We start from the raw sequence: 13084 nt of genomic DNA, 5'->3' as shown, positions 1-13084 counted from the left end.
AGTTCCCGCCGTTGTGGGTTTCCAAACCCGCAATGGCAATAAGTCTGTCTATTTCATCAGAACCATCTTCTTCGCGAGCTTCAACCCGTTGTGCTCAAGCTGATAGAAGTAGATACCACTCGCCAGCGACGCCGCATTCAATTTCACGGAATACACGCCGTCATTCTGGATTTCGTTTACGAGAGTCATCACTTCGCGTCCGGTCAAGTCGAATACCGACAGGTTCACCTGTCCCGCTTCCTGAATAGAGTACTCAATCGTCGTCTCGGGATTAAACGGATTCGGATAGTTTTGCGCCAGCGCAAAGCCTCCGATAACTCCTGCATTTGAACCGGGCGTCGCTTCCGCGTCCGCAAGGTGTTCCCACTCGCCGTTCAGACTCACTGCATACAGCGAATAGTGGTACGTCGTGCCGTTTTCCAAATCCTGATCAACAAACGTGTAAGCGCTGCCGGATGCCGAGTTCATTGCATGCACTGAGGCAACTTCGATTCCATCGCGCTTCAATACAAATCTGTCGAGGCCGTCTTCCGAAGCCGTCGTCCAACGCAAACGCACTTCTTGCTCATTCGCAATTGCTGAAAAGTCCAGCAAATTGACAGGCAGGAAACCTTCTAAGTGGATACAAACGTATCCTTGTCCTTCTCCTATAATGACATTTTCCCAATAGGGATTCTCTTGTCCCGTGACATTCGGGCTTCCCGGATGCAGCACCCAACCGTTCGGATCGTAGATCGCATTTGCCGGAGAATAGGGTTCGCCGTCGCAGTCTTCGCAGCCGGGCGAGAGAGTCAGAATCGGCGGACGGTTGGGATCCGGACTTGGGTCAAAGACGCGAATGACTCGATACCCGCCGCCGACCACCAGTTCACATACATATGTAATATCAACCGGATCGAGATCGATGGGATTGGGAATGTTGTTGCCGCCGCAATCATTAATCATAAATTCAAACGGATCGCCGAGACCGTCGTCGTAGTTTGTTTGAATCGTGACGTGATAGTAGCCCGCATCCAAAGGCATACAGTCGCACACCGATCCACCGACGCACGGCGGGTCCAAGTTGTTCGCAGTCTCTTCACAGATGTCGTTGCCGCAATACTCCGAGCCGATCCGCTGCGCGGGTTGATTTGCCGAGCAGACAAAGAATCTCCACGTACTCGGATACGGCAAGTAGACAAGGTAATGCACGTCGGCGGCATCATACCAGCAGCAGTCGTCACGAAAATGCGTAGTGCCGAAGATGTGCGCAGGAGCGAATACCACTTCGGGAACGCAATTGCCTCCAACGTACTCGCAAGCGCCCAACGAACTCATGTGATACGTGCCAGAGTAGCCAATGTCCGCCGCGGTTCTTCCTCCCAACAAGATATAGTATTGAACGCCCGGCTCAGAGCACCATCTTGCTTCAGCACTCGCGAAAGCGGAAAAGCAATAGGTTTCATTGTTTCCACCCACGCATTCCAACGCACCGCAACCGCCTCTAAACACTTGCACGGATTGTGCGCCGACCGTAGCTGCGTTACACGTGTTAAACTAGAGCGTCGTTCCGTCACCCACGACGCTAAACCAAATTCCGTTAAACGGAGTTGCCTGACCGCACGGAATCAGCGCGTCCGGTGAAGCACCGCTGCCGTTGAACACGCCGGAACTGGGAATCGAAAGGGGAAGCGCGGAGCTGCAGTCATCGTTCGGATGAAATGCGAAGAGCTGTCCGGCGCCAATCATGACCGTCAAAATCAAAGCATAGTACATAGAATCTCCTTTGAGGGGCTTGTCGTCTATCCAATATTTACCATATGATTCTGTAATTCGCAATACTTCTCAATTATCCACAATTAATTCTTTGGTGATATGGGGCACAATGATGCATAATGATGTCAAATGCCTCTAACTTATGACACATAGAGAAAAAGCATACCGCCGTTGTAGAAAACGCCGTAGACCAACAAAAAGCCGAGGCTCGTCACCTCGGCTTTTCTGTTATCACTGTTGTGGGTGCATCTGATTTCGCCGTTGTGGGTTTCCAAACCCGCAATGGCAGAAGGCCCCTTACTTCATCAACATCATTTTTCTGGTGAGTGATACACCATTTTGTTCGAGTGAGTAGAAATAGATTCCGCTTGAAAGTCCGCGCGCATCAAATGCGGCGGTGTGGAAACCGGCTTCGACGACTCCGTCCACGAGCACGGCGACTTCCCTTCCTGTCAAGTCAAAAACCTTAAGCGAAGCGACACCTGACTGGACAATCGAAAACTCTATTCTTGTTTCGGGATTAAATGGATTGGGGTAGTTTTGGCCAAGCGAAAAACCACTGACGACACCCGGCGTGCTGCTTGGTACGGCGGAGGAAACGGCCAGCAGATTTTGCTCTCCTGTGAGTTCTACCGAATACAAAGAGTAGGTATAGGAAACGCCGTTGTCCAGCCCCTCGTCCGTGAATGAATACATGTTGCCTTGCGAACTGTTTGTCGCATCGAACGACGCGATTAATGTTTCGCCGCGCAGCAATCTGAATTCATCGAGATTTGTTTCGGAGGCCGTGTTCCAGCGAACGGCCACTTCTTGGTCGCCGGCAATTGTTGTGAACGACAGCAACTCAACCGGCAAGAAGCCATCCAGAGTTACACAAACATAGCCCGTGCTTGTGCCGCGAATTGAATTTCTCCAATACGGCGTCTCCTGGCCCTGCACATTCGGACTTCCCGGATGAAGCTCCCAACCTTCCGCATCGAATTCCCAGCCCGCAGGAGTTAATCCGGATTGACCGCAATCGTCGCATCCTCCCACGATCGTTAATAGTGGCGGGCGGCCCGGAATCAATGTCGCTCCGTGCACCACGATCTGTCTGTATTGGTTCGCTTCAAGTGTTTCACAAACACTCGTGAGATCGGTAGGATCAAGCCCGATAGGCGGAACATCATTTAACTCGTCGCAATCCGTGATTCGAAGTTCATAGTCTCCGCCATCCCCGTCGTCGTATCCTTTCTGTATCGTCACAAAATAAGTTCCCTCGGCCATCGCGAGGCATCCGCATGTACCGGCTGGATAACATCCCGGCAGCGGATCAATCAGGTTATCCATAGCAGAACATATGTCGTGCGCACAAAAGCTCGTGCCCACGGAAATGTGCGTCGGATTTCCGCACGCCAGAAAGTGCCACGACCCCGTCCACGGTACATGCACGACGAAGTGTTCGTCTGCCGCGTCATTTTCACAGCAGTCGTCACGATTGAGTGTGCTTGCCGAAAAAGTGTGCGGCGCAAACACCGTTTGGGATACGCAATTTCCGCCGACATAGTTGCAGACTCCGCGATCCGTCAAATTGTAGTCCGCGGTAATCACCCCTCCGTCTTCGCTTCCGAGATGAATGTAGTACATGACTCCATTCTCCGAGCACCATGTCGCCATCGCAGTGTAAGTATCGATGATACAAAATGTCTCGTTGTTTCCACCGACACACACCAAGTTCGCGCAATCGCCCGTGAAGATCTGCACGGATTGGTCGCCTGAGCTGGAGAAATTGCAATCCGAGAATCGCAGCAGGTGCCCGTTTCCGACGACCGAGAACCAAATTCCGTTTTGAGGCACGGCAGGGCTACACACCGGAACTGCATCGGTGGTCGCATCCGTCGAAGTAACTACACCAGACGCCGGAATCGTCAACATTAGCGCACCACTACAGTTGTCCTGCGGGTGAGTTGCCCATACTTGTCCAGACATGAACAACAATAATAAAACAAGCATAAAACGCATCATTATTCGTCTCCAAACCTTTGATAATACTGTGGTTTGAAGATAGGCTCTCCGCAAACGAGAAACAACAGTGTGTCTTGGCAATTCTCAGTTTGTGTGAAAACTGCACATTATTCTATACATTTCTGACCCACAGTCAAATAGACTTCTTTCCTCGCGGTAGCACCCGCCACATCTTTTATAAGGGTGCGGGTGCCTGCATCCGGTCTGCAACTATTCCCGCTGATGCAGGTTCTTTAGAATGAAGCCTGACATTGGAGAATCCATGAACCCTGTCCCGTTCGAACAAGTTTACGACAGCCACTATGATGACATTTGGCGTTATCTCCTTCATATTTCGGGAGATGCAGAAGTTGCACTGGAGCTAACCTCACAGACCTTCTACCGTGCCTACCGGGCTTGGCCCAAGTTCAATCATCAGGCTCCGGCCAAAGTCTGGCTCTTGCGAATCGCGGTCAATGAATGGCGGCGCGAACTCCGCAGACGGCAAATTCAAAGAGTCGTCCCTTTTCCGAAAACATGGTGGCGGGAGGGCGGCGAAATCGAGTGTGATCACGGCGAAGTGGAAACCATCAATGCCGAAATTGAACGCAACGAAAACTTTCTTGCGTTGCAGCGCGCGCTGATGCGGCTTCCCGAGAAATACCGCACGCCAATTGTCCTAAAGTATTTTGAATATCTTTCGTTAGATGAGATCGCCGCCATCCTCGGGCGGCCGGTCGGCACGGTGAAATCCCTGGTTCACCGTGGCATCGCAAAACTTCGTGAAGATCAGGGCCTGCGCGAAGTCCAGAGCGAATTCGTCCTCGAGGCAACTCGATAATCAGTGGAGAACTAATCATGGAAAACTGGGAACAGAAATTCAACCACGTGCAAACTCCCGACGGTTCGGTGAATTCGCATCGTCAAGCCCTGCGCGACAATCTGAAAAACGTCAAGCCTCGCTCCAACATGCGGTCGTCCGCAATGATTGCGACACTTGTGCTGGTGCTTGGCCTGTCCGGACTTACAGTCGCGAATCCCAACTGGGTCCGGGACGTGTACATGAAAATCACGTCCAAGGAGATTCGCTTCACCGACGAAGCTGGCCGTGAGGTTCATATCAAAACCGTGCAAGTCGATGCTCCTGAAGGTGCGGTGCCGGAAGATGTGCTCAAGGGAGACATTCCCGCCGATATGACGTGGACGCTTGATCCGAACGATCCGCGTGCACAGGAAATCATGAGGTCCGGCGAAGGCTTGCAGAGAATGATGTTTGTCGAAGGCGAAGTGACTGGCGAACCGCTGGAAGGCGAGCAGCGCATGGAACTCAGAATCGAAGACACCGGCGACGGAGAGTTCTACATTCTGAACGGCGACACCCTCAGATCACAAGAAGCAGTCGACGCCGTCATGAAACAGCACGGCGTTGTGCAAAAGACGTTCAAGAGTCTGGAAGGCGAACCCACGGATGACCCGACGATTGAGACGATGAGCTCGGAAGAGTCACAGCCGTTGGTTGCCTCAAACTTCGAACTCAAGCAGAACTATCCGAATCCTTTCAACCCGACGACGCAGATTCCCTTCGAGCTGAAAGAAGCCGCGAACGTCACATTGAAAGTCTACGACCTGACAGGCCGCGAAGTTGCGACACTCGTGAACGGTCCGCAATCCGCAGGTTCGCACACCGTTCAGTTTGACGGAAGCGGTTTGGCCAGCGGCACCTATCTCTACAAACTCGACGCCGACGGCGCACAACTCAGCCGCACGATGATCTTGATGAAGTAGGGGCGGAAGGCGTTCCGCCCGCTCCAATTTTCATCGCCGTTGTGGGCCTCCAGCCTGTCCTTGCAAGGAACCCGCAATGGCCACACACTAGGTCGAGCCTCCCGGCTCGACAAAAAAGCCGAGGCGCTCGCCTCGGCTTTTTCTGTTTGTTGCAAGAGAGTACTTATTCAGAATCCTCGATATCGAGATGAAAAACCGCGTTGCCAGTTCCTGCAAACCAACCGCTGCCGTCAGTCTCCATCAGCAGCGTGTTGAAGTAATGTCCTTCATCGACTGAATAATAAACCCACGTATCTCCGCCGTCGACGCTGTGCAGCAATCTCGAATCTGCCGTCGTGACAAGTATTTCCAAAGGTGCCATCGAACGAATACTGCTGAGCACCGGCGCGTGCAGGAGGTTCAAGGGATGCCACGTTTCGCCGCCGTCGTCTGACTTTGCAATTTGACCTTCGGACGCAACCGCATAATATGTCAGACCATCCGGCGAATGGATATCTTTATAGGTCGCAGCTTCAAACGGAGACGTTTTTATTTCCCACGTCAACCCTCCGTCGACAGACTTCGCGATCAAACCGTCTTCTCCGACCGCAAACGCGTGCATGCTGTCATAGAAGTACAGCCGGTTTATCGTTTCTCCGACAAACTCTACAACTTGATCCCACGATTCTCCCGCGTCCGACGTGCGGCGCAATCCTGCCACGGCGGCGATTGCGGTGAGGCTGTCGTAACAATGAATCGCGCGAATTTCAAAACTGATTTGACTCGACGTCGTCAGCCACGTTTGTCCTCCATCGACCGTTCGGCGCAGTACTCCGCTGCCGCCGCACACCCATCCCACCAGACTGTCGGCAAAATGAATGTCATTGAGCGGGCGGGTCGTGGCGCAGTTTTGAATCACCCACTCGCCGGTCTGCGAGCTTCTTTGATTAATGGTTCCACCCGAGCCGACCGCGAACAGATCCACGCCGTTTGAAGCAAGCACGTTCACCGTAAAATCCCGGGACGGTACTTCAGGCGCCCACACGTACGTCTGTATCACGAACGATGACGGACTCTCGCCGACAGCCGGAGGCTCGCCCGCGCTTTGCACGCGAATGCGGCCGCTGCGGGTCAAGGGTGCGTCGACGGTCCAGAAATATTCACCTTCGTTGTAGGCATTTTCCGTAATCGTAAACGGCCACGTGTCGCCGTCGTTCCGGCTGTAATAAATCTTGACGCTGCCCAAAACATTTTCCGAAGTCCAAGCAAACCGCAGCGGATGCCCGAGCCACGCGACCACTGTGGAATCGGGACTGGTCACTTCGATAACGGCTTCGTTGGTTGGTTCCGTCGGCGTGTAATTGCATTCACAAGTCTTGTCGCATCCAAAGAGGAAAAGCCCGCTGCAAATAAAAAGCACCGCGAGAATCAGTCCCTGCTGTTTCGCCTGTGTAGGTGTTTCACACCCTTCGTTCTTCAATTTTGACAACATAGTGCTGGAGTGATGATATGAGTAAATTACAGAGTGTTTATTTGAGTAACACAACTTTCTGAGTAGTTCCAATCTTTCCCGCCGAAGCCCGCACAAAGTAAACCCCACTGGCAAGCTCCGCAGGCGCAGCATAAGAAATCGTATTTGACGAGAGCCTCCCCCGATAAATCACATCCACCTCTCGGCCCAACAAATCATACAACGTCACCGAAACATCCGAATGCAGCGGCGCGTCGAGGGAAATACGAAGTGTTGAGTTGAAGGGATTGGGGAAAACGGAAAGAGATAAATCACGCGGCAAGGGAGTTCGCTCTCGAGCAACCAACCCAAAGTTCCGGTCGCCCGCAACGACGATGATTCTGCCGCGCTCTTCGAGACCATGATACGCCGAGAAAAACCAGTCGTCGATCCCGTCGCCGTTAAAATCTCCCGCTTCACCGATCCGATACGGATAGTTCATCCCGTCCAACGGGCCATCCAACACCCACGCCGGCGACTCCGGCAACGGATCACCACCTAACCAAACCTCGATGTGGTCGTTGGGGGGAGTTAAGTAGTGTTCGTAATGCGCGACATCGTCATACCCATCCCCATTGATATCCCCTAACGGCGTCACGTACTTGGGCACATTATTGTTCGGCCAATGTAACTCGACGTCATCAACAAGATCCATGTCCGGTCCACCCCAGTAGATGTATTTCCGTGCGCCCTCGGCAAATGAGGTCGCACGAGATATGATGTCATCGTATCCGTCCCCGTTTATGTCGCCCACTATCCGGTGGTAATATTCAAACGTATTCCCTGCTGCCGATGGGCGAACACGGATCAATGCCGGCAGCGAATCTGCCAACGGAGAGCCCAAATAGAGTTCCGCGCGAACGTATCCACTATCTCCGAGCAGGATGACTCGTCCAAAGTCCGAGTAACCGTCGCCATTCACGTCGCCAAATCCCATGTGACTGGAATTGAAATCAAAGTGTGACCACAGCGCATCATCAGATCCCGGAATTTCACCCAAGTAAAAGTTGAACATTCCTTCGTTCAACGGTCGTTTCGTGAAATCATCCCGACCATCCCCATTGTAATCCCCTACGTTAGTAAGATAGCGAAGATCCGATAAGGCGCCAATCCAGTCCGGAATCGTATCAAAGACCCCCGGGCCACCCAGATACAAAAAAGGAAAATAGTAAACATCATGACCATTCTGTACCAGAAGGTCGCGCATGATATCGGCATATCCGTCGCCGTTCATGTCTCCGGCAGGGACTGTAAATCCCGCATCAAATGCTGCATCAACCCAATAGAAAACACGATCCGTAGAATCAAACCTACCGAACGCTGTATAGTTGGATTCGCCAAGATTATTTCCATAGTACAGTCTGAGTTCACGCGAAATATCCGTGCTTCTTGCTGACGTCACGAAGTCGTCAAACCCATCGCCGTTCTGATCGCCTACACCTTGCAAATTCCCGCTCCCCAGCGCATCGCCGATATCCCCCGTCACATCCAACAAATACGTCGGTTCGTACGGCTGGGCATGAGCAACTCCCAACAACAAAACCGCGAACCCCACCCGCTTCAAAAGATTGAATGCAGATAAAATTCGCGGTTTCATAACGGCCTCGAGTGCGTGATTGACTGTTACCTGCAATCTACACTCGCGAGGTCAAAGAGTCAACTTGGTCAGACTTTTTCGAGGGGATGAGGGCTGGAGCCTCCGGGCGCCTACCTCTTACCTCTTACCTCATGCCTATTCTGACTTAATCAAAACACAAAAGGCCTAAGCGAGGTCAAACAACAGCCACTCCCCTCCCCCGTTTCCACCAACAAACTGTATCACACTTTCTTCCGACACCGCCACCCCATCTCCCGCCGCAAGGTCATGTCCATTGAGCGCAAGCGTCCCCTTAGTCACCTGCACCCAAACATGCCGTCCGGATTGAATAGGAAACTCAAGCGCTTTCCCCGCATCAAGTTTGCCCAAATACAAACTCGCATCCTGATAAATCTGCATCGTCCCCTCGCGGCCGTCCGGCGACACAATCAGATTGAGTTTGTTCGCTGAGTCGCCGTTCAACGCGGGCCGCTGGTCATACCCTGGAGTGCGCCCCTTCTGATCCGGAAAAATCCAAATCTGATATAGGTGCGTCGTCTGGTCGGAGTCATTCTTCTCCGAGTGCATAATCCCCGTTCCCGCATGCATCATCTGGAACTCCCCAGCCCGGATCGCTCCGTGGTTGCCCATGCTGTCCTGATGCGTCAGCTCCCCCTCCATGACATAGGTGATAATCTCCATATTGTCATGCGGATGCATCCCGAATCCCCGCTTGGCAGCCACCTTGTCATCGTTGATGACCCGCAAATTCCGAAAATGTACATGCGCCGCATCCCGGTAGTCCGCAAAGCTGAATGTATGGTAAGTCTCAAGCCAGCCGTGATTTGCATATCCCCGGTCGGCAGCTTTTCTGGTTTTGATCATGATTTCTCCCCGGCTTTCGCCATTAGTTCGATATAAAATCGTTTCACATCAAACTAACGTATCTAATGGTCAGAAGTTCCCGCATCTCCGAGCTGACCGGCGACAACCTGCGTAGCCAGATCCACTCCGCGGGGATTCCAATGAGTGTCCGTCGAGTAGTAGATCCGCCCTTCGGCTTGACGGAACGGCGTATACAAATCGACAGTCGGAACCCCTTGCCTGCGCAATTCCGCAATCAGCCGGGGCAAATAATCGTCATAGGAAACGTCCGTGGCCAGTTTATGGTAAATCGTAATCTTGTTAGGAATAGGAAGTACCACCAAATCAAGATTCCAGTCGAGGCTCAGCCACTCGGACAGTTCTTTCAAATGCACGGCAATCGCTTCAATATCCTCTTGCGTGTGCGGATAGAAGTAACTCGTCGGAGAGTTCGGATTCGTTTCAAAATACGAAAACACCATCGGCGGATGCAGCGAGTAAACCGGAAAACGCTTCGGCATCATCCCAAACTCGCGAAACTTCATCGTGCTGACCGCTTCGATGAATCCGGAAGTTAACACCGACGTATTCAGCAAGTACTGGTACCGGCGCTCGGAATCCGTAAACCACGTATGACTGATCTCGCGCGCGAGATTCACGACGCTCGATGCGGTGGACGCGCTCGAGCCTCCCGTCGAGGGGCTGGGCGCGCCGTGCCGGTACAGATACATGAAATTTCGCTCGACACATTCCAATATTAGTTTGCGCCGCTTCGAATCGCGCGGTATCTTCTCCCGCTCGAGTGCCGCCGCGACGTATCGCTGCGGGTCGCCGCCGTGAATGACATAAATGGACTGACCGAGAGCTTTGGAGAACTCGTCCGCACAAGTGTACGTCTCTCCGTCATAGTCTAAGAAGCTGTCTCCAATCAACAGAATGTCTGCATCGGCAGCCCGTGTATCCTCATTTGCCGGAAATCTTCTGTGCACATTGTGGACGCGTTCGACCTTGAAGTACCGCACCGTCAATTCAGGATAGAGGTCGCCGTAGTTTACCACATCCGACACAAACAACGAGCTGATCCAATCGATCTTTGAACCCACAAATATCAACGCGCACAAAACAGCCAGCATATACAGGCCGGTTTTGAAGTTGGTATCTTTGCGCGAAGCAGTCATGGAGTATGATTAAAATTGGAAGTAAATAAAATCTTGACCGGAGTACGCGCCGAACACGACGATTGAAAAAACCAGCGAAGCATAGGCCGCCCAGCGAATCGCCGGATGCCAATTCAAAAGTCGAACCTTAAAGGACTGCCGTTCCTGATAGTAGTCCGCAATCAACAAGACCAGCACGGCCGGGAATGCGATGAGATAGGACGGGTCGACGGCCGCCATCGCCGCGGTTGCCGACGCTCCCGTGAAAATTCGTCCGAGAACCGTCATCGCGTCTGCGAGATTTGCTGCCCGGAAGAATACCCACGTCAGAATCGCCAGATGAAAAACAACAAAGACCTGAAACAACGTGCGCGCGGTGTTGTGCCCGTTACCCCAAACTTTATATGAGACATTCGTCCGCAAGTCGTGCGTCGCGCGCGAAAGCACCAACAATAGTCCGTGCAGCGCTCCCCACACCATAAAGGTCCAGTTTGCACCGTGCCAGAATCCGCTCAGCACAAACACGGTCATTGTGTTGAAAACGGTCCGCCCTTCGCTCTTGCGGTTTCCTCCGAGCGGAATGTACAAATAGTCTCTGAACCACGTCGAGAGTGAAATATGCCAACGCCGCCAAAATTCTCCGATGGATCTCGAGAAATACGGGCGTTTGAAGTTGGTCATGATGTCGTAACCCATGATCCGGGCCGAACCGATGGCAATATCCGAGTACGCGGAGAAGTCGCAGTAGATTTGAAATGCGAAACAATAGGTCGCCCAAAGCAACTGCCATCCGCTCGCGTCGCCCGGATGAGCATACACGGAATTTACGAACGGGGCGACGCGGTCGGCGATCACGAGTTTTTTGAAGAACCCCCACGTCATCAGCTTGACTCCGTCAGCCATTCTTCGGTAATCGATCTCGTGCCGTTCGCGAAACTGCGGGAGTAAATGCGACGATCTTTCGATGGGTCCGGCCACGAGCTGCGGAAAGAACGACACGTAAAGCGCAAACCGCCCGAAATTCCTTTCGGGCGGCGTGACACCTTTGTATACGTCTATCGTGTAGCTCATGGACTGAAACGTGTAAAACGAAATTCCCACCGGCAGCAGCAGATGAAACAACGGAACGTTGCTCATCAAGTTCAGCGGAACGAGCACGTCACCGAGTGCCGACATAAAGAAATCGAGATACTTGAATGTAAACAGCAGCCCGAGGTTTGTCGTCAAACTCGCAACCAGCCACGCGACGCGAGTGGCCTTCCGCTGCGACTTCGCAATTGCCAATCCCGCCGCATAGTCGATCGCGGTCGAAAACAGCATCAGCACCGCATACTGAACCTTCCAGCACATGTAGAAGTAGTACGAGGCACCCAGCAACAAAACCCAACGCCAACGGTACGGCAGCGCAAAGTACGCCCCGACGACCATCGGCAGGAAGATCAGGAATTGAAGCGAGTTAAACAGCAATGAAGATCGTCAGGCGGGAAATACTTTCGGACGGAAAGAGAAAGGGGCAAGATACGCTTGCCCACTTTGAAAAACGAATAGCTCGGCTATCGCGGATTATCCCAGATAGCTTCTCAGTGAATTGCTCCGCGACGCATGCCGCAGCCTGCGCAGAGCTTTTTCCTTAATTTGGCGCACACGTTCGCGCGTCAGTTTGAACAGCTCGCCGATTTCTTCGAGGGTCAGCGGGTGCTCGCGGTCCAAGCCAAAATAAAGTCTGATCACTTCGGCTTCGCGCGGCGTCAGCGACGACAGCGAGCGCTCGATATCCTGCCGCAGAGACTCTTTCATCAAACTCGAATCGGGCGGCGGCTGCGTATCGTTGTGAACGATATCCAAAAGGCGGTTATCTTCGCCCTGCGCGAACGGCGCGTCAATTGACAGATGCCGACCCGACATGCGCAGCGTATCCGTCACTTCGTAAGCCGATATATCCAGCGCTTCCGCGATTTCATTCGCTGTCGGCTCGCGCTCATATTCCTGCTCCAAGGACGAAAACGTCTTGCCAATCTTATTCAGCGCACCGACGCGGTTCAAGGGCAGACGCACGACGCGCGATTGCTCGGCCAGCGCCTGCAAAATACTCTGGCGAATCCACCACACCGCGTACGAGATGAACTTATAGCCTCTCGTCTCATCAAAACGCTTGGCAGCCTTGATCAAACCAAGGTTGCCCTCGTTGATCAAATCACCGAGCGAAAGTCCTTGATTTTGATACTGTTTAGCGACTGAGACGACAAATCTGAGGTTCGCCTTGGTCAGTTTTTCCAGCGCAATCTGATCGCCTTTCCGAATTCGCTTGGCAAGCTTTATCTCCTCATCGGGAGTCAAAAGTGCGACTTCACCGATTTCTTGGAGGTATCGTTCAAGGCTTTGATTGGCACGAATATTCATGTAAGTCTTTTTGGGGGAGTGGTTTAGGGGGGTAGTTGGACCTGCGAGGGTACATTAACCTATTACTCAAAGAAC

General features: G+C 52.7%; 11 protein-coding genes. 2 read left to right on the top strand and 9 right to left on the bottom strand.

Going from position 1 to position 13084, the window contains the following annotated elements; all coding sequences use genetic code 11:
- Positions 1-48: 48 nt before the first annotated feature.
- The 3 genes from H6507_09855 to H6507_09845 all read right to left on the bottom strand — a co-directional run bounded on the left by H6507_09855 (position 49) and on the right by H6507_09845 (position 3759).
- The gene (locus tag H6507_09855) at positions 49-1497 is read right to left on the bottom strand and encodes a T9SS type A sorting domain-containing protein (protein ID MCB9369399.1); all 1449 of its coding nucleotides are present in this window, start codon (positions 1495-1497) and stop codon (positions 49-51) included.
- Positions 1498-1536: 39 nt separating this feature from the next.
- On the bottom strand, positions 1537-1755 hold the full coding sequence (locus H6507_09850) for a hypothetical protein (GenBank protein MCB9369398.1): 219 nt from the start codon (positions 1753-1755) through the stop codon (positions 1537-1539).
- 297 nt (positions 1756-2052) lie between these two features.
- Positions 2053-3759 (bottom strand): T9SS type A sorting domain-containing protein, encoded by a 1707-nt coding sequence (locus tag H6507_09845; GenBank protein ID MCB9369397.1) that lies wholly within the window; start codon positions 3757-3759, stop codon positions 2053-2055.
- Positions 3760-3997: 238 nt separating this feature from the next.
- Here H6507_09845 and H6507_09840 point away from each other — a divergent pair, with 238 nt between their 5' ends.
- Both H6507_09840 and H6507_09835 read left to right on the top strand, forming a co-directional pair.
- Positions 3998-4579 (top strand): sigma-70 family RNA polymerase sigma factor, encoded by a 582-nt coding sequence (locus tag H6507_09840; protein MCB9369396.1) that lies wholly within the window; start codon positions 3998-4000, stop codon positions 4577-4579.
- Between the two features lie 17 nt (positions 4580-4596).
- Positions 4597-5523: a T9SS type A sorting domain-containing protein gene (locus H6507_09835; protein MCB9369395.1), complete on the top strand. Its 927-nt coding sequence runs from the start codon at positions 4597-4599 to the stop codon at positions 5521-5523.
- Positions 5524-5686: 163 nt separating this feature from the next.
- Here H6507_09835 and H6507_09830 read toward each other — a convergent pair whose 3' ends face one another.
- The 6 genes from H6507_09830 to H6507_09805 all read right to left on the bottom strand — a co-directional run bounded on the left by H6507_09830 (position 5687) and on the right by H6507_09805 (position 13009).
- The gene (locus H6507_09830; GenBank protein ID MCB9369394.1) at positions 5687-6994 is read right to left on the bottom strand and encodes a hypothetical protein; all 1308 of its coding nucleotides are present in this window, start codon (positions 6992-6994) and stop codon (positions 5687-5689) included.
- Positions 6995-7031: 37 nt separating this feature from the next.
- Entirely contained in the window at positions 7032-8609 is a 1578-nt protein-coding gene (locus H6507_09825; protein MCB9369393.1) for a T9SS type A sorting domain-containing protein, read from the bottom strand.
- A 165-nt stretch (positions 8610-8774) separates the two neighbouring features.
- On the bottom strand, positions 8775-9473 hold the full coding sequence (locus tag H6507_09820) for a pirin family protein (protein MCB9369392.1): 699 nt from the start codon (positions 9471-9473) through the stop codon (positions 8775-8777).
- A 62-nt stretch (positions 9474-9535) separates the two neighbouring features.
- Positions 9536-10630, bottom strand: a complete 1095-nt coding sequence (locus H6507_09815; protein MCB9369391.1) for a hypothetical protein — start codon at positions 10628-10630, stop codon at positions 9536-9538.
- A 9-nt stretch (positions 10631-10639) separates the two neighbouring features.
- Entirely contained in the window at positions 10640-12076 is a 1437-nt protein-coding gene (locus tag H6507_09810) for an MBOAT family protein (GenBank protein ID MCB9369390.1), read from the bottom strand.
- 96 nt (positions 12077-12172) lie between these two features.
- Entirely contained in the window at positions 12173-13009 is an 837-nt protein-coding gene (locus tag H6507_09805) for an RNA polymerase sigma factor RpoD/SigA (GenBank protein MCB9369389.1), read from the bottom strand.
- Positions 13010-13084: the final 75 nt, after the last annotated feature.

The sequence above is a fragment of the Calditrichota bacterium genome (genome assembly GCA_020637445.1).
Lineage (GTDB): Bacteria > Electryoneota > RPQS01 > RPQS01 > RPQS01 > JABWCQ01.
This window is presented reverse-complemented; position numbering and strand designations above follow the sequence as displayed.

What these genes read in the sequence shown, in the direction of transcription:
- H6507_09850 (MCB9369398.1), bottom strand. Translation starts at nt 1,755, where the DNA reads ATGTACTATGCTTTGATTTTGACGGTCATGATTGGCGCCGGACAGCTC.
- H6507_09845 (MCB9369397.1), bottom strand. Translation starts at nt 3,759, where the DNA reads ATGATGCGTTTTATGCTTGTTTTATTATTGTTGTTCATGTCTGGACAA.
- H6507_09840 (MCB9369396.1), top strand. Translation starts at nt 3,998, where the DNA reads ATGAAGCCTGACATTGGAGAATCCATGAACCCTGTCCCGTTCGAACAA.
- H6507_09835 (MCB9369395.1), top strand. Translation starts at nt 4,597, where the DNA reads ATGGAAAACTGGGAACAGAAATTCAACCACGTGCAAACTCCCGACGGT.
- H6507_09830 (MCB9369394.1), bottom strand. Translation starts at nt 6,994, where the DNA reads ATGTTGTCAAAATTGAAGAACGAAGGGTGTGAAACACCTACACAGGCG.
- H6507_09825 (MCB9369393.1), bottom strand. Translation starts at nt 8,609, where the DNA reads ATGAAACCGCGAATTTTATCTGCATTCAATCTTTTGAAGCGGGTGGGG.
- H6507_09820 (MCB9369392.1), bottom strand. Translation starts at nt 9,473, where the DNA reads ATGATCAAAACCAGAAAAGCTGCCGACCGGGGATATGCAAATCACGGC.
- H6507_09815 (MCB9369391.1), bottom strand. Translation starts at nt 10,630, where the DNA reads ATGACTGCTTCGCGCAAAGATACCAACTTCAAAACCGGCCTGTATATG.
- H6507_09805 (MCB9369389.1), bottom strand. Translation starts at nt 13,009, where the DNA reads ATGAATATTCGTGCCAATCAAAGCCTTGAACGATACCTCCAAGAAATC.